The sequence below is a fragment of the Vibrio sp. 1727 genome, assembly GCF_033344415.1.
Taxonomy (GTDB): Bacteria; Pseudomonadota; Gammaproteobacteria; order Enterobacterales; family Vibrionaceae; genus Vibrio; species Vibrio alginolyticus.
On record NZ_JAWPOT010000001.1, the window covers coordinates 198,767 to 219,753 of the forward strand.

Below are 20,987 nucleotides of genomic sequence, written 5' to 3' on the forward strand. Positions count from 1 at the left end.
AGGAAGATAGGTTTTAGTCTTCTATGACTCAGTATCTAGATATGAAAAAGGGAGCCGCAGCTCCCTTGATTACTTTATTATTCCACATCCGAACGGTTAGGCCTTTGATACCAAGGATTTCGCTCGTCGGTCAACTCAATCAAGCTGTATTTACGTCCGAGTTTCTGTCCTCCGTCACGAGTAAGAGGCTGCCAACTAAAGTTCGCACGATTGTTGCTTGGCTTAACGGTCATGATGTCAAATGGGATCGACAAGTAGAAACCTTTGGTAAAGCTACCTTCACCAAATTCATCCGCAGACAAGTCTGTAAATGACGCAAAGGCACCAGCAATTACGCCACTCTTGAACTGCTTAGAAACATTGATTTGTGTACCAACATCACCAGCTAGGAACTGACCAACATCGACTTGGATCATCAAATCTTGTAGGAATTCCCATTGAGGGTAGTAGTAACCAGATACAAAACCAGTGAAGCCTTTATCAATAACTTGGAACGGACGTCCATATTCTGGCACGTTTTGCCATTTCTCATCGTAAACACCGAAGTAACTTTGTGGATCACGTTGAGAAATTACGTTGACGTCAGCGCCAATCGCCCAGTTAGCTCCTTGTGGACGGTAAAGAAACTCGGTACCGACTCCAGCAAACATACTCTCCAGATAGCCCGCGTAGAATTGCTGATCCATCGTATCGGAATACTCTTGGAACCAAGTCAATTGTAAGTTTGACATGGTTACAGCATGTTCATTTTGGTAAGCGCGGAACATGGTGCGAACACGAGGAACAGTAGTGCCATCAGGTGGAGTGACATAAATAAACTTATCGTAGTTGTTATACCAATCCCAGTATAACGAACCGCCAATTTCAAGGTTGTCCGTCAGCCAATATGAGGCATTACCGCTTAGCCCTACACTAAAGAGATAGAAATCTTCAGCGTTTCCGAGAGTTTGAACTAGTTTAGGTGCAAAGCCCCAATCAAAACGTTCAAAACCATCGTAGACAGATTCTCCCATTGGCTTAGTAGTAGCCCTTGAGGTTGCATCTTCTATTTTCGGATTGATGTAATTAACTTGGGCAAAGTCGCGATATTTCTCTTTGGAAATAATCGTTTGTTCGCCGACTAAGCCTCGGCTACGTTCATTGATCGCATAGGTATCAATATCGTCAGGCATTTCATTATGAAGTACAGCCGCCGCTTTTTCGTGTGCCTCGTTACGATCACGATATTTCTTCTGCTCACCAACGACAGTTACTGTTTTATCATCAACATAAATACGCGTGTTTTGGTAACCAGCAATTTTATCTAAATCTTCTGTTACACGTTTCCAATCAATATCAGACAATTCTTCAGGTTGGTTATCTTCGATTTCTGGTGTTGGCGTGTCTCGCCAGAATGATGGCATGTCATTGAAATTAGTGTTTAGCGTTAAGCCCGCGACCAACGTGTCGCCGCGTTCATAACTTAAACGAAAATCGGCCATTCCTAAACGGTAAAGCACACCAAAGTTCCATGGCGTGTGGGGAGACATATCTACACCAGCCTGAATTACAGGGTAGTCTGTGCTGTAATCGTTACCGTCGTATTCAAGCTTGAAGCGAAGAGGTTTATGAAGAGTTTGATATTCAATACCACCAAAAAGGGCAGCAGGGCCTTTAAAGGCTCTATCGAAGTTAGTTGTTCCGCCTGTAGATAGAAATTCTGAAGGTCTATCGCAGAATTTGTCTGATGCTTTACAAAAAGGGTTTGTGACCGTATCTCTAGTGCCTAGGTAGCCCCAGCCCATACCTAAAGTAAAATCAAAAGTACCTAATTTCGAATTAGAATATCGTTTTGTCGCCGCCAGAAACTCAGCATCAAAAAGACCAGTACCAGCAAAGTCTCGGACACCGAGAGAGAGCTCAGGAATATACTGAGACTCTTTTAGCAATCGAACTTTGAAGTCTATACCTTTATCGGTGTACTCATTATCAACATTAGGAAAAGTTGGGTCGTAGGGTATTGAGGCTACTCTCGTATAACGAATAGTCGTCTCCAACCAAGGCATAACTTGTAATGTTGCATTATAAAAAAGGTATTCATCACTTCCAGTGACAGAAAAGTTGAATTCCCCTTCAGGGGCCATACGTCCGGTTGGCATCTGCATTAAGCCAACACCACCAAAGTCAGACTGAGAAGGCTGTAAAGTGGGAGCCTCAAAGGGTATTTCTTGAGCCCAAACCAATGCTGGACCCATTAAAGAAAGGGTTAAGCTTTTTCTAATTGGCATCATTGCGGTCTCTTTGTGGAATTTGGTATCAGTTGAGTGAGTAGGCGGACAATGTCTTGGTCCATTTCGGAGTATTCAAGTCCACCAAACGGAATATATACCAATGTCAGAGGTGGTAAGTAATATTGTGTTGTTAACCAAGCTCCGTGATGCGGCTTAACTACGTGACCATCTGGGTAGATCAACACTGGCGGTGTTGATAACGTACCAATGTTACTTTTCAAATTCTCTAACTGTCTCTGCAAAGGGATGCCTGCTTGCTCCTTAATGGAATACACGCTATTTAGGTTTCCCAGGTAATACACTTTTTCTTCGCGTAGAGGGCTTGCGAGCAGGTAATTGCCGCGCAAAAGCGGATTGTCGAATTTATTTAGTCGAATTTTATCAACATCGATCGCAGACAGTAAGCGTGGTGCAAAGCTTTGCTTCTGAATGAACTTGTAGAATGGATGTGCGACCAAATTGTGTTGAATCATTTGATTGAGCACCGAGCTCTTTAAAGCGGTAGAGGTTTTCTCGGCGTGTTCCGATTTATCAAACAAAGTGGTACCAAGAGAATATTGCAGAGAGACGCTTTGCTCCCTAGCAAGTGCTAACACATTTTCTAAACGAGCCGGCCCTTGAAATTGTAGCCGTTTGCCTGCTTCTAGCAATTCAACATTTAATGGTTGCATAGCAGAGGTTTCTGTTTGAGCGAAGCTAGGCATGCTCAAAAGCGGCATGACCAAAACGAATAATGTGAGTAGTTGCTTGCTCATGATTTGCTATATCCCTTCAAAATGGTTAACTCAACCGGAATCATATTTGGCCCTAGGTGTTGTAAGGTTTTAACGACCTGACCCTGTTCATTGACCCAATAGTAGTTTTCGACCGATTGAGAAAGGCTGCTAAACTCAACAACTTCTTTATATACGTTGGTCATAGTGCTAGAAATAGGTGTTGTTAACGTTTCTTGGCCTGAGTAAGAACGCGTTATATTTGCAGGAAAGCCATAACGGTATTGTGTTGCCCAATCGTATGAAAGTGTGTAGTTGACAGAGGTTGAGTCTAAAGAAAAATCTGGAACGTCACCGTAAACACCTGCTAAGTCCCCACTCTGTAGACCAATCGTTTTGACGATGTGCCCATTCTCTGTAACGATCATCGCTTTATCGGCGCTTACCCATTTCAGTTGTTTTTTGCCGCTGAGTTGGTTTTGTTCCGCAAAAGCTAAAACAACAAACACCTGTTTTTGATTTCCAAGTTTCAAATAGGCACTGGCATATGGAATAGCATTGATTTCTTCTGGTGTCATCTCGATATCAATGTAGTTACCGTAGGCTTCTTGGACGGTTGCTGAAACATCATTGAATTTCTGTGTGCAGCCAAAGAGTAAACCTAGTAGCGGAAGAGTGAGGAGTGGTTGTGTCCATTTGGACGTTCTGAAGATGTTCATTGATCCCTCTTGAAAATAAAATCGCCCTGAATCATTCAGGGCGATTATCTTCTATCTACAAAACGAAATTAGTTAGTCGAAGTAGAAGTAGAAGTAGAAGTAGAAGTAGATGTTGAATCGCTATCTGACGCTGCAACTGCTACTACAGTTACTGCTGCTGCTGCACCTACTGCTACAGCTGTTGTGCCTGTTGCAGATGCAGAAGCTGCTCCTGCTGAACCTGCTTCTTCTGCTGCAAATGCAGTTGACGCGCTTAGAGCCATAAGAATAGCTAGAGCTGTATTCTTCATTATTAATCCTTGTATATCCGGTATAAAAACATCGATGTTTGGTAGCATAAAAAATGCTCCAAAGTACATTTTAGATAAAAAAACCTTAGCATGTAAATAGTTTCTTATTTTGCTATGGCTTTCGATCTCATTTCTAACACCAACGTGACATAGCGCGGTTATCTTATTCCCTTACTTGCTGATAAAACATCAAGCGTGCATAATTTGGCGGCCTGCTTATCTCAGTATAACTAAAGTGTTTGGAGGGAGCTGGGCGTTTTAATGTAGAGAAAGCGATACAGTGGCTAACGCTCAACGCCGCCGGGCGGTAGCGTGCCAAAAAATCAATAATTAATGAGTCTTCGAGGTGTATGTTGAAGTCCGTAGCACTCATTATTACCAGTACTAGGAACTTTTACGTGATAAGAAAACAGCATTGTTTAGGAATACTTAGTGTACTGGGCTTAAGCCTGAGTTCTTTTTCAGCATCTGCAGATTTTTACGCAGGTGCTTTAGTAAGTTACTCAAATGCCGAATTGAAAAGCTCACTTTCTGAGTCCGTGAAAGAGGGAAGCCCTTTTCTTCTAAGTGCACAAGCGGGGTACTTCTTTAACGATTATATTGGTTTAGAAGGACGCTATGGAACATCAGTTCAACGTGATAGTGGACTTGCCGTTGATAGTGCGATGAGTGGTTTCTTGAAGCTAAACATGCCTGTTTCAGAGCGAGTTGCACTTTACGGTTTAGCAGGGTACTCGAGCGTTCAACTTGACCTGAAAAATGTAGGCTCTTACAAAGAACAAGGATTCAGTTTTGGGTTAGGTATGCATTACGCTTTGAACAAGCAAAGCGCAGTTGTGTTTGAGTTCGTTGATAACGTTTCAGAAGACCAAGTTCGCCTTAACTCGATTACACTGGGTTTCCAACATAGATTCTAATTTAAATACCTAGAACTCAAATTTGAGCGCTAGGGCCTTTTATTCAATTATTATAGTGGCATATCATGTTTAAAGGATATCTCTCCATTGCCGTTTGTGTCTTGGCAAGCATGTTTGCGTCTTATTCGACTGCGCAAACACCTACTCCAGAACAAATAAAGATGTTTCAGAACTTACCGGCAGACCAGCAGCAAGCACTGGCGAGTAAGTATGGCTTTAGTATTCCTTCAGGTTCATCCTCTCAGTCTACGTCATACTCAAATCCGCAAGTCATACAACCTCGGCTTCAACTAAGTGGGGCTAGTTCTACTGAACTAGAAAAAATATGGGATGCCAAGAAAGAGGATGATGAATTACGACGCTTTGGCCTTGAACTCTTTGCCGGATCTCCAAGTACCTTTGCTCCGATCAGTGATGTTCCAGTTCCAGCGAATTACACTGTGGGTGCTGGTGATGAAATCATTGTGCAGTTGTTTGGTAAGGAGAACGAAACACATCGCTTACGTGTAAATCGCGCAGGAACAATCAACTTTCCTTCTCTTGGTCCGATAAATGTTGCAGGTATGCACTTTTCCGATGTTAGAGACTCTCTAACGCAACGTGTAAAAGAGCAAATGATAGGTGTTCGTAGTGATATCTCATTAGGTGAACTACGTACTATGCAAGTATTTGTCATGGGTGACGCATATAAGCCAGGAGCGTACACGGTTAGCGCATTAACAACAATATCACAGGCTATCTACTATAGCGGTGGCTTTGGTGAAAGTGGGGCACTACGAGATATTCAACTTAAGCGTGACGGAGAAATTATTCGTAAGTTGGACATGTATGATCTGTTACTAAAAGGTGATGCGAGTGATGATGTGCGCTTACTTCCAGATGATGTTGTTTTAATCGGCTCTGTTAAAGAGACTGTGTCTATAGAAGGCGAGATTAACCGTCCTGCAATCTACGAGGTTAAGCCGGGTGAAACTTACCAACAACTTATTCAAATAGCAGGTGGTTTTACTGCCAATGCGTATAAAGAACAGTTAGAAATCAAACGTTATGCAACGCATGGGACTCGTGAAGCGGTCACTCTCGATTTTAGTAAGAGTCAAGATAAGCAAAGCAAAGTAAAAAATGGCGATGCTATTAAAGTCTTGAAAAAAAGCGAAGAGCTTACTCGATATGTTCAAATTGAAGGGGATGTCAGACACCCTGGGTATGTAGAGTGGCATCAAAATCTACGTATCGCTGATTTGTTTAAATCTGTTGACTCCGCATTCAATGCGACTGCTGATGTTAACTACGCCGTTGTTGTTCGAGAAGTAAATACTCAACGTGATATCGAAGTATTTCAGATCAATCTCGCGAATGCGATTTTATCTCCTAACAGCAAAGACAATATGTCTCTGCGTTCTCGTGACCGAGTTCTAGTCTTCAACCGTTTCAATAACGAAGATTTAGATACACTCGCTAACGATGAAGAAATTACAAAAGCGAAAACACTCGAGCAAGCCCAAAAACAAGCGGAGATGGAGCAACAGAAAGAACAGCAACAGATGAGCTCGTCGGTTGCAATGGTTAATAACCCAGCAGGTTCGGTAATCGCAGGCAACAATGCGATGACTAGCAATAATCAGCAACAAACTAATTTTAATAACCAACAGAATCATGTTGGCTGGAACCAGCAAGAAAAAGAAGAAAGAAAAATCATTTTCCGCGGTAAAGAGATTACAGAGGAAGACTTTGAAAAGCTGAAGCAGAATACTCGTCGCACTTTACTTGCACCCGTATTGCTGCAGCTCCAACAACAGTCTCGTTTAGGTTTAGCCCCTCAAATTGCTGAAGTATTTGGTGAAGTGAAGCACCCAGGTCGGTACCCAATTACACCAAGAATGACGGTATCAACGCTGATTGAAGCTGCTGGTGGTTTGACTTACAACGCATTCACAATCAATGCAGAACTAGCACGAACCGCGATTAACAGTGCAGATGAACGTGCATACATTGATGTTGAACGTATTGATTTGCGTAAAGCAATCCAAGGCAATGCTTCAGACGATGCAATTATCGTAGGTCGAGATCGTTTGAACATCCTCGAAAAGCCAAATGTGAAGCTACAAAGCACAGTCACTTTACAAGGTGAAGTTCGCTTCCCAGGAACTTACACGACCCGTCAGGGGGAGACATTGAGTGAGCTTTTGGAGCGTGCAGGAGGATTGACCGAATTTGCACACCCTCAAGGTGCAATATTTACTCGTGAAGCTTTACGTCTACAAGAGCAAAAGCTACTGAACCAATATGCGGCAGATATGCGTGCAGAAACTGCGAAGAAAACATTCAGGGCTGACAGCAATATTGGCTCAGTAATTACCGACCCTCAGAAAACCCTAACTTTTGTTGAAGAAGCAAGCAAAAGTAAGGCTCTGGGTCGTATGGTCGTACAGCTCAACCGTATTCTTGATGGCGAACGTTCAGCAGACTTTATGCTCGAGGATGGAGACTTCCTCTTTGTTCCTACCTTCCGAAATACGGTATCAATCATGGGCGAAGTTCAGGTTCCAATTACTTACTTGTTAGACAACAAACTCGATGTGGACGATTACCTAAACAAAGCGGGTGGTGCTAAAAAGCAAGCAGACGAAGATCGTATTTTTGTTGTGCGTGCAGACGGGTCTGTTTACAAGCCTTCTTCTGGTTATTGGTTTGGGAATAATCAAGAGGGATTAAAAGCTGGCGATACTATCGTTGTGCCAATTGATACCGATTATCGTGATGCATTAAGCACATGGACTGCAGCAACGCAAATCTTGTATCAAACTGGTGTTGCGATTAATGCGTTGAAATAACACGACAAGTTAATAGAGATAGCTTGACGAGAATTGTAAATTCAATAATAGCAGAGCTTATGTGACAGTTGAGTTCACTCAAGCTCTGCTATATGAACGCTCACAATCTCCCACGGTAAAGACTATTTGGTGCAATCTTTTGGTTTTACATTGATGTAACTAGTCGTAGTGAATCAAAGCAAGATTGAGAATCTAGTCACCACGGGACTTAATTTTGAAAAGAAAAATCGCTCTATCAAATTTCACCAATCTCTGGATTCAATAAATCGAACTCCAGGGCTTAGGATCAAAGAACAATGGAACCACACAAAGAACATCCACAACATTACTTACCTTACCCACCACATCCCCAGCAACTAATAGGTGACGAAATCGACCTACGCGAATTTTTAAAAGCCTTATGGAAAGGCAAGTGGATCATAATCGTAACAACATTTTTATTTGCTGTTGGTTCGGTTCTTTACGCATTGAATCTTCCAAATATCTATAAAGCAGATGCACTATTAGCACCAGCTGAAAGCTCGAATGGTGGTGGTTTGTCAAAGATGGCTGGCCAACTTGGTGGTTTGGCTGCATTAGCGGGGGTAAACCTTGGTGGAAGTGATACTTCTCAAACTGATTTAGCAGTGCAAGTAATGAAATCTCGTCAGTTTATTGAAACATTTATCAGTAAGCACGATTTGCTCATCCCTGTGATGGCAGCAAAAGATTGGGATTTGGTGAACAATAAACTCATTCTTGATGATGACCTTTATGACTCAAGTACTGGTAAGTGGTTACGAAAGCCTGATGGGTTAAGGGGCGCAAAACCAACTTCACAAGAGGCATTTGAGGTATTTAGAAAAGAAATTCTAAATGTTAACCAAGATAAGGACAGCGGCTTATATACAATATCAGTAAAACATTATTCGCCTTATGTTGCACAGCAATGGGTCAATTGGCTGGTTAAAGATATAAATAAGGTAATGCGTGAGCGTACGATTGCTGAAACTTCTCAAAACCTAACTTACTTAAACAATCAGCTACAAAAAACAGCTGTAGCTGACATGCAAAGTACGTTCTACAAATTAATAGAAGAGCAGACCAAAAGTTTAATGTTAGCTGAGGTACAAGACGAGTTTGTTTTTAAGGTTGTTGACCCTGCAGTGGTGCCAGAGGTAAAGGATAGTCCCAAACGAGCACTAATTTGTATTGTATTCAGCTTTGTTGGACTTTTACTGGGAGTATTGTTTGTCCTGTTCTCTTTCTTGTCTATAAAGGGAAAGAATAAAAGCGATATTTAGTGTTGAAGTGTTTGTTTCAACTTTATCAATATATTTATAAGTGTTGAGTTTAATTTTATGTGTGGTTTTTTTATTACTAACAATATTTCTGTTGGGAAAGCTGACGAAAGTCATATTGAAAATAAATTAAGGTTTAGAGGTCCTGACTGTTCTTCTGGATTACTAGAACACGGCGGGTGGAAAGCATACCACGCTCGTTTGTCTATAATTGACCCTGAAACAGGCACTAACCAGCCTATGTATGATCGGTTAGGTGGTATGCTAGTCTTTAATGGAGAAATTCTTAATTTTAAAGAGCTTGGAATTAAACACTTCAAAAAGAAATTCACTAGTGATACCAAGTTATTAAGAGAGTTGATTGTAAGTAATAAGCTTGAACTTAATGAACTTGACGGTTTTTTTGCCTTTGTATATATAGATAAATTTGGTGAACTCAAACATGCAGTAAGAGACCCATTTGGAGTAAAGCCTTTATTTTTCTATCGTGATAATGATAGCATTTCGTTTTGTTCTGAGCCCGCTTTGCTGAAAGATTTATTTGGCTCCGATGTCAATGAGGACTCTATTGAAGAGTACTATGCTACGAGAGCACCAATATTTTCAGGGTCTTATTTTAATGACATTTATTCGGTTGAACCTGGTAGTTGCTATATAAATGGAAAGTATTTTGATTGTCTAGATTATATTGAAAAAGAATACGAGCATATTTCTATTGAAGAAATTAAATCTTCTTTACTAAAGGGACTAGAAACTAGATTAATTTCTGATGTTCCCGTTGCGCTTCTTTTAAGCAGAGGTGTCGATAGCAACATACTTAGAAAATTAGGAGAAACAAAATTTCAAAACTTTTATAGTATTGGTTTTGAGGGTGATGAAGATATAGAATATATTAAAAAAGAAAAAACAAAAAAAATTAAAACTATAACTTGCACACCAGATGAATACAAGGCGGCTTTTGATTACCTCATTGAATTGAGAGGTGAACCAATGTCGGTTCCCAATGAGGTATTGTTATACCTTATATCAAAGAAAGCTGCGAATGATGGAATTAAGGTTCTACTATCGGGAGAGGGTGCCGACGAGTTTTTTGCAGGTTATGACCGCATATTTAAATGGGCGCAAAATCAAGAGAAGTTTGATTTAGATGAGTTTTTAAATAAATATTGTTATATCCCTCCACAAAAAAATAGCAAACTATACAACAAGTTTGAGGCTTTATTTGAAGAACTTGAGCTGAATAGTGTTTTTGAAATGGTTCGCTGGTTCTTTATCCGTTACCACATGCCAGTTCTTTTTAGAAGATTAGACTTTTCTCTAATGGCTGCCGGGGTTGAAGGAAGAGAGCCGATTGCCAATATGCATACGTTTGTAAAAGCTGTAAAAATTTCTCCTGAAAATCTTATGGGGAATGAGTTAGGTAAAGTACCACTCAGGGAAGTTTTAAGTTCTTACATGGGAAGAGAGTTTGCTTACGAAAAGAAAGTAGGTTTTCCAGTTGATTTAACAAAGATATTTGAAAATGAAAACAATTTAAGTTCTTATGAACTTTGGTTTAAAGAAAATTTAAAGGTACTGCAGTAAATGATTATTGGCTATACGAGTGGTGTATATGACTTATTTCATGTGGGTCATGTTAATATTTTGAGAAATGCGAAATCAATGTGTGACAAGTTAATTGTTGGTGTAACAGTCGATGAATTGGTTGCGTATAAAGGTAAGCAGCCTGTAATTCCATTTCATGAACGAATCGAAGTTGTTCGAGCGTGTAAGTATGTTGATGTGGCAATTCCGCAGAATAATATGGATAAGGCTGCGGCTGCGAAAAAAAATCATGCTAGTTACCTATTTGTTGGTGATGATTGGTATGAAACAGAAAAATGGAAAGAACATGAAGAAGAGTTAGATAGAGTAGGATGTAAAGTAATTTATTTTCCTTACACCAAGGGAACATCTAGCACTTTAATAAATAATACATTGATTAATTTGAGAAGCTAATTTGCGTTGATTGATGAATTATGAAGTTTCTACATATCATTACAAAGTCTGAAGTCGGGGGGGCTCAAACTTGGGTAAAGAACTTAGCGGAGCTTTACCCGGAGCATTCTCACCTTTTGTTGACGTCTGAAAATGGTTGGTTGTGTGAACAAAGCTGCTTTGATGACCGATTTTTAATAAAAGAAATCAATTCATACAGTATGATTTCCTCAATATTGAAAATAAGAAAGGTTATAAGAGAAACATCCCCAGATATTATTATTACTAGTTCTGCAAATGCTGGTCTTTATGGGCGCTTAGCTGCTTATTTATCAAGGAAAAAGGTTGTCTATATATCTCATGGATGGTCGTGTTTATACAATGGAGGTGCATTTAAAGTATTATTCACATTGATAGAAAGGCTAATGTCAAAATTGACCGGAAATATCATTTGTGTTTCAAATAATGACTATCAGCTTGCTTTGAATAAAATTGGAATAAGTAGTAATACTATGGTTTGTATTCCTAATAAAGTACCAAAACCAATAGTTAAGAATACTATCAATAAATATGGTATTGACAAAAATAAAGTCAACCTTCTTTTCTTAGCAAGGCTAGCTTATCCTAAAAGAGTGGATCTACTTATTGATTGTATTAAGAAAAATAATGTAGACAATGTCATGTATCACATTGTTGGTGATGGTCCGCAGTATGACTCCCTGAAAAAATGCGCTTGTAAGAACATTATCTTTCATGGGGCAATTAGTGGTTTTTCTGATTTTGAACTTTTTGATGGTCTAATACTATTATCTGATAGTGAAGGTTTGCCTATGAGCGTCTTAGAGGCTGGAGCTGCAGGTATTCCACTGCTTCTTAGCAATGTTGGTGGATGTCCAGAGCTAATAACATCTAATGGTATATTAACTGAAAATAATATAACTGATGGCTCTAAAAACTTAGCATTGTTTATTGATAATTTAAGGGAATACAGTGAAAGTGCAAAAAAGTTAAGTGGGTTTTATCAAATTGAGTCCAGTAGAGAAAAATACAACGAGTTTTTGCTAAATGAAGTCTAGGGTCTATTCAAATACGATTGCGTTAGTATTCGTTCAGTTGGCAAACTATTTATCGCCTTTGTTAGTTCTTCCTTTTCTTACAAGGACATTTGGGCCTGAAGGTTTTGGCGAGTTAGCTTTAATCTTTTCGATAATGGCAATATTTCTAATCTTTACTGATTATGGTTTTAATATTGTATCCCCTTATAAAATTGCGAAGCGACAGTCAGATAAAAATTATATATCCATGTACGTGTCAAATGTTATTTTGGCAAAGCTTTTTATATACTTACTATGTGGGTTTGCTTTAGCAGTTCTATGTTTATTTACTAATGTTATTGAAGTCGATCTAGATGTATACTTATATGTACTTCTGGGCGTTTTTTTTCAATCAATTCAATTAAATTGGTTCTATCAGGGAATTGAGAAGTTAAAAATACTAACTTTAGCTACAGTTTTTGGCAAGGTTTTTTATTTAATTTCTGTGATGTTGCTTGTTGATGATAGTAGTAAAAGCTTAGTTGTGTTTTTATATTCTATTAGCTTTGGTGTAAGTTCTACAGTCTTATGGTTTTGGTATTTTAAAAATGGTTATCATTTTCATATTAAAGGCTGGAAAGAGAATGTATTAAAAGAAGCTTCTGAATTTTTTATTTCTAGAGCATTTGTTGCTCTATACACTAGCTTCAACACATTTATTATTGGTAGTCAGGCGGGATATCTACAGGCTGGATATTACTCATCTTCTGAAAAAATATATCAGGCTGGGCAGAGTTGTTCGATGCCGATCACTCAAGCGATATTCCCACATTTATCTAAAACGAAAGACAGAAAACTATTCTTAAAAATGTTTTTTTCAGTACTTTCATTAGTTATTTTTGTTGGTTTATTAGCTCTTTATTATTCTAACTACATAATTTTATTTTTATTTGGGCACGAGTTTTTAGCTGCCAACTCAATATTAAGAATCTTCATAATTGCAGGAATGGTTAATTTTGTTGGTTCATTTTGGGGTTACCCTGCTTTTTCATTAATTGATAGATTAGATGTTGCAAATAAATCTGTAATGGTTGGAGGGGGAATCCATGTTGTAGTGTTAATATACTTGTTCTTAACCGGTAACCTTAATGCTTTAAACGTAGTTTGCTCTGTACTTTCTGTGGAATTTATTGTCATGTTAATTCGTATTTTCTCATTTTACAAATTAAGGGAAAGATAAGTTGAAGAATTTTTTTCATATACTTTTATCTATGATTTCACATCTTGCACCCAAGAGAAATATAATATTATTTAACAGCGGGAAACTTCCATCTGATAACCCTTACGCCCTTTATCAATATATATTATCTGATGTAAGATATAGCAATTATGTATTTGTCTGGTATGTAGAAAAAGGGGCTGAAAAAAGCAAGATACCATTAGATATTAAAAATGAAAAAAGATGTAAGATAATTTCAAGCAAATTAAAGTTAGAATATTATAATGTTATATGTAAGGCAGTTATTCACTCACATGGTTGGGCATCAAGAAAACTTTATCCTAAGAAGCTCCCAATTAGTGTCAACCTTTGGCATGGACTACCAATAAAAAAAATTGGGCTTGATGTTAGCTCGGAACAGAAAATATATAAAGATGATTATTTTATGATCTCTAGTGAATATTTTGACAGGTTCTTTTCGAGTTCAATGAACGTTGAAAGAGATAACATCGTTCGTTTAGGTCAGCCGAGAAATGATTGGCTTTTTTATAACGTTGAAAATAAAACGGAACGTTATGTAGTGTGGATGCCTACTTTTAAGAAAAGCATGTACGACAACAGAGTTAATGATGGTATTAATGAGTTAAATAAGGTTTCCTTTCTTGATTTCAAGAAAGCTGATAGGTTAAATAGGGAACTTAGCAGATTTGATATAAAACTATATATTAAGCTTCACCCTTTCGATACGCTTAATTTAGCTGATTTTCCAGTTCTTTCTAATATTGAGGTTTTAAAGTCAACAGATGTTCGAATATCTGGTGACAAATTGTATAAGTTTTTAAGCTCATCTTCTGCTCTAATTAGTGACTACTCTTCGATAGTTTTCGATTATGCTTTGTTAAATAGACCTATTTGTATCGATAAGTTTTCATGCGATACGTATAGTAGAGAACTATATTTTAAATTCGATGATGTTATATCTAATTATTACACAGTGACAAATGTTGAGGAGTTAGAGAAATTTATTACTAATATAGGGAAGCATGAAAATACTAAACTTACCTCTCATGTTTCTATTGTAGATAAACATGGAGAAAATTCAAATTCGATAGCTGAATTTATATTAGGTAAATTAGAATGAAAAAAAAGATTTGTTTTTTTGTAGGCGGAGTTAGTGCTGCTGGAGGTACTGAGAGAGTTGCATCTTTAATTGCTAATTCTTTGATAGATATTGGCCTAGATGTAAAGGTTATAAGCCTAGATGGAACTAATGAACCATATTTTTCTTTAAATGCGCCTATACTTCCGTTAGCGATAGATAAAGGTATTAATAGACATTTTTCTATTATTCAGTCTGTACGGAGAATCGTTAAATCTGAAGGGTTTGATGTTTTTATCGATGTTGATACGATGTTATCGTTTTACAGCGTTCCTTCTTTAGTTGGATTGAATGTTAAACATATATCTTGGGAGCATTTTAATTTTTATGTCAACTTTAACCTTTTTACAAGGCGAATCTCTCGTTATATCGCTGCGTTGTTCTGCGATCATATTGTAACGCTTACAAAAAAAGACGAAGGCTATTGGAAGAAAAATACTTTTGGGAAGGCAAAAATTTGTACAATTCCTAATCCATTGCAACAAATTCCTCTAGGTGACACTTATAATAAAACCCCCTCTCTAGAGCATAAGACAATATTGGCCGTTGGTCGATTAACTTACCAAAAAGGCTTCGATTTACTTCTCAAGGCATGGGGCTTGGTTGATAAACAAGATTGGTCTTTAAAAATCGTTGGAGATGGAGAAGACCGCGCAAGCTTAGTTAAGTTGTCTGATGAGTTAAACCTTAACTCATCGGTACACTTTTTGCCGGCAACTAAAAATATTGATGTCGAGTATCGTTCTGCTTCATTTTTTTGCTTATCTTCTCGATTTGAAGGGTTTGGGATGGTTATTCTTGAAGCGCTTAGCCATGGGCTGCCTGTGGCGAGCTTTGATTGCGATGCCGGTCCTTCGGACATGATTATCGAAGATAGAAACGGAAAGTTAGTTCCTTGTGAGTCCATTGAAGATTTGGCTTCTGTTCTGACCACGTTTTTAAACATGTCAAATGATGAATATGATTATTTCTCTAAAAATGCTCAAGAAAAAAGTCGTGATTTTTATATAGATAAAATTCGAGAAAGCTGGCTTTCTATCTTATGATTATTGTATTTTTTTATATCCTTTTTTCTGTAACAGCTTTAAATTCCCCAGTGACGGTTTATGGCACCCAAATAATCGGCTTTTTATCAATATTTCTTCTCTCTATTTTATTGAGAATGAGAATTAATATTAGATTGAATTTTTTGTTTGTCGGTATATTTTTGGTGATACTCTTTACGACAAAACTAAATTCTATTTATGGTGAATATACAGGAATATTGTGGTTGAATGCTATGCGAAGTTCTTTTTGGGTTTTTATAGCATTTAACCTATATGCTTATATAAAACATCAACCTAAAGATTCTTTAGAACGTTCGTTAAAGATTATTATTTTAATATCAGTATTTTTTGTATACACCCAATTTGTTTCCTTTTATGTTTTCCACTTTAACTTTGATTTGAGCACTCTTTTAGGGGGGGTACCTGCCAGATCGGGTAGTGGGCATATATATAGACCTGTAGGTTTAACAACTGAGCCTGCTATCCATTCAGGATTTATGCTTGGTATGTTGACTCTGTACTACATTTGTAGGAACAAGGTGGATTCGGTTGCCATGTTGGGCTTATCTAGCTTGTTTCTGAGTATGTCAGTTTTTGGCATCATTGCTGCTTTGATTTTCATCGTTGTTACATGTTTCAACTTTAGGTCATATGTGTCGATTATAATTGGATTGCTCTTGCTAATAACGTCTTTTTACTTTGTTTTTGATATATTGCAAAGTCGACTAGATTTATTTTTAAGCGGAGGTGATGGTAGTAATAACGTCAAAGTTACAATTCTAAAGGATATAATCTACAGCAATGTTATTAGTTTGATTGGTTTTGGTTTTGTTGGCAAAACGGGTGACGCTCCACTTTATTATGAAGCCCTTTATGATATGACATTACCAATTAATCTTATTGTACTATTTGGTATGCCAATTGGGCTTATCGCACTTTCTGTTACTTTTGTATTGTTTGTTAAGCTTCAATTTAATTTGAGAAGTAAGGTGCTTATCGCTTTAACACTACTCAAAGTTTCTTCCTTAACATCAATCTTCTTTCCTTGTTTTGTTTGTATTTTATATTGTTTAAATAATCATAAATTAAAGAGTTCTTTAAAATGAAAATAGTTTTTGTTCTCACCGGTTTGGGGATGGGAGGAGCCGAGGTTCAGGTATGTAACTTGGCAAACTCTTTAAGTAAACTTGGTCATAAGGTAACAATAATAACTTTAATTGATGAGGCTAAGGTTTTACCTGACACTAAAGTTCGAGTTATTTCTTTAGGGATGAAAAAAAATATATTTTCTGTTTTAACTTCTTCTCTAAAACTAAGAAAGTTGATTGGCGAAATTTCTCCAGATATTGTTCATGCTCATATGTATCATGCTAATATCTTAACTCGCCTAGTTCGCATTATTTCTCCTATTAAAAAACTCGTTTGTACAGCTCACAATACTTATGAAGGAGGAAAGTTGACGGAGTTCTTGTATCGTCTCACAGATCGTCTTTCAGATATCACCACAAATGTGAGTCAGGAAGCTTTAGAGCTTTACATATCTAAGAAAATGATAAGTAAAGAAAGAGCTCAACTAGTATATAATGGGATTGATATTAATCGATTTGAATCTAGTGACTCAGATAGGGAGGAAACTCGTAAAGAGTTAGGGCTTTCTGCAAATCAGACCGTGTATATAAATGTCGCTCGGCTAACAGAGGCGAAGGATCAGGTCAATTTACTTCAGGCTTTCAATCTAGTTTCTGACAAAAACTCTGCTCTTATTGTTGTTGGTAGTGGGGAGTTAGAGAAGAAGCTACGTGACTTAACCAGCGAGCTTGGATTATCCAGCCGAGTGCTCTTTTTAGGGATGAGAAATGACGTTCCTGCGTTGTTATCATCTGCTGATATTTTCGTTTTGTCTTCTGAGTGGGAAGGTTTTGGATTAGTTGTAGCGGAAGCTATGGTGAACGAAAAACTAGTTGTAGCAACAGATTGTGGAGGAGTAAAGGAGGTAGTAGCTGGGCATGGGGTGTTAGTTCAACCTAAAGATTCAGAAATGTTAGCTAAATCGATGAACGAGTTAGCTCGTTTGCCTTCAGATGTACGAAGCAAGAAGTTGCTTGCAGCAAAACAACATATTGTTAACACATTTTCTATTGATAATGTAACTCAAAATTGGTTAAAACTTTATTCGTCATAGGTTTACTACTTCAGACCTTAACTGAGACTGCCCACTTGTTGGCTCGGTGCTTGTCAGATTACATCTGGGCTAGATCTTGTTTAGTCCAGACTGATTACCCAATCTCTAATGCTTCTACAGGTGTTCTACGGCAGTACCTTTTTTACGATTACTCTTGTATTGCTCCATCCATTCATCTAAATCTTTTTGTAATTCTTCCATTGAACAATACAGTTTATTTCTGAGTGTCACTTGGTAGAACTCATTGGATATGGTCTTGTAGAAGCGTGCAGATAGCATTTATCTACGACGATATCGCTTTAGCTTTCGCGTGGTTGAAATTTGAGACCACACAGGGTATCCACAAAAACTCTCCCCATCAATAGGCATGGACATCATTATCGATTGCTTCCCTGATACTCGTTTTTAATCGCACTCAGTCTGACATCGATGTTCATGGTATCCCTTGTTGCTTAGAATAAGTCTTTGATATTAAGTATTTTAAAGTGTTGTCGGTCCCAATTTATTGGACTACATTGGCGCTCTTAAGGGACAATATTACGTTAGCCTGCGAAAATCCAATCACCGTTCAAAGAACAGCTCGACACAACGCTTTCTGTTAGCGCGATTGGTGAAGCACAAACAAAAGTCGCTTCAATGCAGACGCTATGGCATCAAGTAATAAAGCGAGCGCTTTTGATTCATGCTGATAAAATCTCTCATCACCTAGGTGATAAGGAAAGCCTTAGTTAGTGTTGGTCAGTGGTCAGTGGTCAGTGGTCAGTGGTCAGTGGTCAGTGATAATTTTTTCTTTGAACTAATTCTTTATTCGTTCTCGACCTCAACAGCGAAAGAGATGGTAGATGAAAGCTATACAGGTATTGTTGTCATACTGCCCATATATGAGCCGGGTGCACAAGCAACAAAATTGTTCGACCACTGGTTATGTAAAAGAAGTATGTGTGATGGTCAAATGATGCCGGGAAGATTCAAACTGCTGCTCAAACATAGAGAGATTATGGGGTTTCCCAAAGGAAACGTCAAACCCCTTAACCAATAATGAAGCTGAGAGAAATTTGAGAGACTTTGTGACTTAAAGGAAAATCAGCTTTGGAGAGATTGCCGCAGCAGGTGATAAATTTCTTAGTAGGAGCCATTCGCTCATTGAAACATGCAAAGAGCATGCTTTATCAGAAATGTCGGTTGCTTGGCAGATGCACGATGTAAGCTCATCGAGGCTAAGAAGCTTCAAGGGAAAGGGAATGCGGATAAAGCTCAGTCTACAACCCAGAAGCTCCGTAGGGTAAAGTGACTCTCCAAAGATGCATCTTCCGAAAAACGAAAGAAGAACGTCAACATAATATTAAGCCGATACTGGATGAGGTTCCGACAAGTTGTAAGATCTAATCCATTAAGTAATAAGATAAGGTAAACGCGAGAGGAATAGCCGAAGTGCATTTGCTACATTGATGATGTTCACTTATCTATTCTATCGACAACAATCGCTATGAACGTGCAATTAAACCGCTGGTCATTGGCAAAAAAAACGGCTGTTTTAGAACGCCGTAAAGCGACCGCGATGCTTTACAGTATCATAGATACTGCGAAAGTAAACGGTCTGGTCCTATATTACTAGATGCTCTGTTGTATTAGGGTGACTAAATCCGAGACTGTTATCTATACACTCCGAGCTCGGAACTCCACTAGCATTATCGCCCATGTTTTATGGGACGTTTACGAGATGAATATATCGAATTTGCATAGCTCGCGCTCGTTTGAACTTGCTGGTGAACTGGAAAGTCAATGACGTACTTAAGAACGGGCTGTTTAGCTTCACTTATGACACTATCCTTCAGGTTTGGTGTCCTTTGGCTTTGGTGAATTAGAACATCGATACCACCGGTTGCGACGAGCTCTTACTAACCGTAGAAAGTGTATCTGGACACACCCATTACTTTAAGGTTTTTGATACGTTGCGGAGGTCTTCTTCAAGATGGGGAAGGCCAGTTTCGTGTTCGAATATTGTATTGTTAGTAAGAAGTATGAGAGCTACCTTTAATCTTATTGCCTTTGGTTTCAGATTAAGCATCTTTAATCAAAGTGGATAACTCTCTTTTTTTCAAACTGAAAGGGCAGCTCCGATCTGAGCTAAGACATACTGGGTTTACCTTATTAAAGAAGCACTGTCATGAAATACAAAATACCCTCTTTATAAACCCGTTGACGGCTTTTACCTACCCATCCCAAATAACACCGTTTTGACTGTAAGGAAAAGAATCTTCACTTCCATCATCCAGTTTTGGTGTTTGATATAGTAGACATCGTATTTATGCTTCCAAATAGCGTCTTCTACCGATGCGCCGTAAGGATATTTTACTTGAGCTAGGCCAGTGACCCCAGGTTTAACGGCGTGACGAAAGCGATAGTAAGGAATGGCTTTTTCCAACTCAGAGATGAACACTTCACGTTCTGGGCGAGGGCCAACCATCGACATCTCTCCCTTTAGTACGTTGATTAACTGAGGGAGCTCATCAATGCGAGTTTTACGAATAAAACAGCCGACTTTCGTTACGCGCGCGTCATTTTTTGTTGCCCATTGGGCTCCGTTCTTTTCTGCATCGTTCCGCATCGAGCGAAACTTAATCACTTCAAACTCTTCATTATACTGGCCGGTACGACGCTGTTTAAAGAATACCGGACCTGGCGATTCAAGCTTAATGAGTAGTGCCGTAATAAGCCCTACTGGAATAGCAACCCATGACAGCATGAAAACAAACAACAGATCGATGAAGCGTTTTTGCCAGCTGTTCTTGCGATTAGAAAGGATAGAAAAAGCTTTTTGGTGTAAGAAGTAGCCGCTGTGCAAAAGCTCCGTTTCAGTATATCCGAGTGAACGGTCAAAATAGCTCACTAATGGCTCAACCCAAGCACCTAGCTCTGTCGCCGCGACAAGAAACGCTTGCTGTTCAGGATCTAGATGCGAGCTTTTGAAGTGGCAAAGCGTTTTGCTCTTGAAGTCTCTAAGAGAATAGTTATTAACCTGAGCATTAATCTCAGGATGCCTCTTAAGTACTTGAGCAATTTTTGCTTCGTCTTCTTTTGGACAGTAGATATAAAGGCAAGCATTTGATTCACTTGCGGATAACTCGTCCAATGCTGATGTTATGCTGATAGAATTATGCTTAGTTAATTCAGAAGCTTCTCGTTCTTGAAGCGTGTCGCTCATACTGTCTGTCATAGGAATGGAATAAGTTGTTATCGACTAGCCAATTGCTTACAAATCGGCGATTATAATTTATTTCGTATAGAAATTATATCCCTGAATCCAGAACATGCTCATAACTTTGTTAATTTTCTTGAACCTGAGT

15 protein-coding genes and 3 pseudogenes are annotated in these 20,987 nt (G+C 38.4%); 12 read left to right on the plus strand and 6 right to left on the minus strand.

The features are described from left to right. Window positions 1-77 precede the first annotated feature (77 nt). The 4 genes from R8O10_RS00935 to R8O10_RS00950 all read right to left on the minus strand — a co-directional run bounded on the left by R8O10_RS00935 (window position 78) and on the right by R8O10_RS00950 (window position 3,992). The gene (locus R8O10_RS00935) at window positions 78-2,270 is read right to left on the minus strand and encodes a YjbH domain-containing protein (protein ID WP_318146059.1); all 2,193 of its coding nucleotides are present in this window, start codon (window positions 2,268-2,270) and stop codon (window positions 78-80) included. Continuing rightward, window positions 2,267-3,025, minus strand: a complete 759-nt coding sequence (locus tag R8O10_RS00940; protein ID WP_318146058.1) for a YjbG polysaccharide synthesis-related protein — start codon at window positions 3,023-3,025, stop codon at window positions 2,267-2,269. The genes R8O10_RS00935 and R8O10_RS00940 overlap by 4 nt, the downstream gene beginning before the upstream one ends. Then, the gene (locus tag R8O10_RS00945) at window positions 3,022-3,702 is read right to left on the minus strand and encodes a YjbF family lipoprotein (protein WP_318146057.1); all 681 of its coding nucleotides are present in this window, start codon (window positions 3,700-3,702) and stop codon (window positions 3,022-3,024) included. The genes R8O10_RS00940 and R8O10_RS00945 overlap by 4 nt, the downstream gene beginning before the upstream one ends. Before the next feature lie 68 nt (window positions 3,703-3,770). Then, window positions 3,771-3,992, minus strand: a complete 222-nt coding sequence (locus tag R8O10_RS00950) for a hypothetical protein (RefSeq protein ID WP_005535462.1) — start codon at window positions 3,990-3,992, stop codon at window positions 3,771-3,773. A gap of 350 nt (window positions 3,993-4,342) precedes the next feature. Between R8O10_RS00950 and R8O10_RS00955 the strand changes: the two genes are divergently transcribed. The 11 genes and pseudogenes from R8O10_RS00955 to R8O10_RS01005 all read left to right on the plus strand — a co-directional run bounded on the left by R8O10_RS00955 (window position 4,343) and on the right by R8O10_RS01005 (window position 17,640). Continuing rightward, a complete protein-coding gene (locus R8O10_RS00955) occupies window positions 4,343-4,909 on the plus strand; it encodes a porin family protein (protein WP_411913236.1) in 567 nt (188 codons plus the stop codon). 353 nt (window positions 4,910-5,262) lie between these two features. Next, window positions 5,263-7,743, plus strand: a pseudogene (locus R8O10_RS00960) (SLBB domain-containing protein); the annotation flags it as partial. A gap of 296 nt (window positions 7,744-8,039) precedes the next feature. Then, window positions 8,040-9,026 carry a Wzz/FepE/Etk N-terminal domain-containing protein gene (locus R8O10_RS00965; RefSeq protein WP_262636035.1) on the plus strand — a complete coding sequence of 329 codons (987 nt, stop codon included), beginning with the start codon at window positions 8,040-8,042 and terminating at the stop codon, window positions 9,024-9,026. Between the two features lie 57 nt (window positions 9,027-9,083). Further along, on the plus strand, window positions 9,084-10,607 hold the full coding sequence (locus R8O10_RS00970) for an asparagine synthetase B family protein (protein ID WP_318146054.1): 1,524 nt from the start codon (window positions 9,084-9,086) through the stop codon (window positions 10,605-10,607). Next, window positions 10,608-11,021 (plus strand): adenylyltransferase/cytidyltransferase family protein, encoded by a 414-nt coding sequence (locus tag R8O10_RS00975; RefSeq protein WP_182019182.1) that lies wholly within the window; start codon window positions 10,608-10,610, stop codon window positions 11,019-11,021. It begins immediately after the preceding gene. A 20-nt stretch (window positions 11,022-11,041) separates the two neighbouring features. Further along, on the plus strand, window positions 11,042-12,076 hold the full coding sequence (locus tag R8O10_RS00980; RefSeq protein WP_262636033.1) for a glycosyltransferase: 1,035 nt from the start codon (window positions 11,042-11,044) through the stop codon (window positions 12,074-12,076). Then, the gene (locus R8O10_RS00985) at window positions 12,066-13,274 is read left to right on the plus strand and encodes an oligosaccharide flippase family protein (RefSeq protein ID WP_318146053.1); all 1,209 of its coding nucleotides are present in this window, start codon (window positions 12,066-12,068) and stop codon (window positions 13,272-13,274) included. Before R8O10_RS00980 ends, R8O10_RS00985 begins: the two co-directional genes overlap by 11 nt. A gap of 1 nt (window position 13,275) precedes the next feature. Then, a complete protein-coding gene (locus tag R8O10_RS00990; RefSeq protein ID WP_318146052.1) occupies window positions 13,276-14,394 on the plus strand; it encodes a CDP-glycerol glycerophosphotransferase family protein in 1,119 nt (372 codons plus the stop codon). Continuing rightward, window positions 14,391-15,458 carry a glycosyltransferase family 4 protein gene (locus R8O10_RS00995; RefSeq protein ID WP_318146051.1) on the plus strand — a complete coding sequence of 356 codons (1,068 nt, stop codon included), beginning with the start codon at window positions 14,391-14,393 and terminating at the stop codon, window positions 15,456-15,458. Before R8O10_RS00990 ends, R8O10_RS00995 begins: the two co-directional genes overlap by 4 nt. After that, the gene (locus R8O10_RS01000) at window positions 15,455-16,564 is read left to right on the plus strand and encodes a hypothetical protein (protein WP_318146050.1); all 1,110 of its coding nucleotides are present in this window, start codon (window positions 15,455-15,457) and stop codon (window positions 16,562-16,564) included. The genes R8O10_RS00995 and R8O10_RS01000 overlap by 4 nt, the downstream gene beginning before the upstream one ends. Next, window positions 16,561-17,640, plus strand: coding sequence for a glycosyltransferase (locus tag R8O10_RS01005; RefSeq protein WP_262636028.1), 1,080 nt, complete (start codon window positions 16,561-16,563; stop codon window positions 17,638-17,640). Before R8O10_RS01000 ends, R8O10_RS01005 begins: the two co-directional genes overlap by 4 nt. Window positions 17,641-17,784: 144 nt before the next feature. On the opposite strand, the pseudogene R8O10_RS27900 reads toward R8O10_RS01005, so the two are convergent. Beyond that, window positions 17,785-17,907: pseudogene (locus R8O10_RS27900) on the minus strand (IS481 family transposase); the annotation flags it as partial. A gap of 1,200 nt (window positions 17,908-19,107) precedes the next feature. Here R8O10_RS27900 and R8O10_RS01015 point away from each other — a divergent pair. Continuing rightward, window positions 19,108-19,243 (plus strand): annotated as a pseudogene (locus R8O10_RS01015) (IS66 family transposase); the annotation flags it as partial. Between the two features lie 606 nt (window positions 19,244-19,849). Here R8O10_RS01015 and R8O10_RS01020 read toward each other — a convergent pair. Next, the gene (locus R8O10_RS01020; protein WP_017820724.1) at window positions 19,850-20,857 is read right to left on the minus strand and encodes a sugar transferase; all 1,008 of its coding nucleotides are present in this window, start codon (window positions 20,855-20,857) and stop codon (window positions 19,850-19,852) included. Window positions 20,858-20,987 lie beyond the last annotated feature (130 nt).

Coding starts and splice junctions, on each gene's coding strand:
- R8O10_RS00935 (WP_318146059.1), bottom strand. CDS start 2,270: ATGATGCCAATTAGAAAAAGCTTAACCCTTTCTTTAATGGGTCCAGCA.
- R8O10_RS00940 (WP_318146058.1), bottom strand. CDS start 3,025: ATGAGCAAGCAACTACTCACATTATTCGTTTTGGTCATGCCGCTTTTG.
- R8O10_RS00945 (WP_318146057.1), bottom strand. CDS start 3,702: ATGAACATCTTCAGAACGTCCAAATGGACACAACCACTCCTCACTCTT.
- R8O10_RS00950 (WP_005535462.1), bottom strand. CDS start 3,992: ATGAAGAATACAGCTCTAGCTATTCTTATGGCTCTAAGCGCGTCAACT.
- R8O10_RS00955 (WP_411913236.1), top strand. CDS start 4,343: ATGTTGAAGTCCGTAGCACTCATTATTACCAGTACTAGGAACTTTTAC.
- R8O10_RS00965 (WP_262636035.1), top strand. CDS start 8,040: ATGGAACCACACAAAGAACATCCACAACATTACTTACCTTACCCACCA.
- R8O10_RS00970 (WP_318146054.1), top strand. CDS start 9,084: ATGTGTGGTTTTTTTATTACTAACAATATTTCTGTTGGGAAAGCTGAC.
- R8O10_RS00975 (WP_182019182.1), top strand. CDS start 10,608: ATGATTATTGGCTATACGAGTGGTGTATATGACTTATTTCATGTGGGT.
- R8O10_RS00980 (WP_262636033.1), top strand. CDS start 11,042: ATGAAGTTTCTACATATCATTACAAAGTCTGAAGTCGGGGGGGCTCAA.
- R8O10_RS00985 (WP_318146053.1), top strand. CDS start 12,066: ATGAAGTCTAGGGTCTATTCAAATACGATTGCGTTAGTATTCGTTCAG.
- R8O10_RS00995 (WP_318146051.1), top strand. CDS start 14,391: ATGAAAAAAAAGATTTGTTTTTTTGTAGGCGGAGTTAGTGCTGCTGGA.
- R8O10_RS01000 (WP_318146050.1), top strand. CDS start 15,455: ATGATTATTGTATTTTTTTATATCCTTTTTTCTGTAACAGCTTTAAAT.
- R8O10_RS01005 (WP_262636028.1), top strand. CDS start 16,561: ATGAAAATAGTTTTTGTTCTCACCGGTTTGGGGATGGGAGGAGCCGAG.
- R8O10_RS01020 (WP_017820724.1), bottom strand. CDS start 20,857: ATGACAGACAGTATGAGCGACACGCTTCAAGAACGAGAAGCTTCTGAA.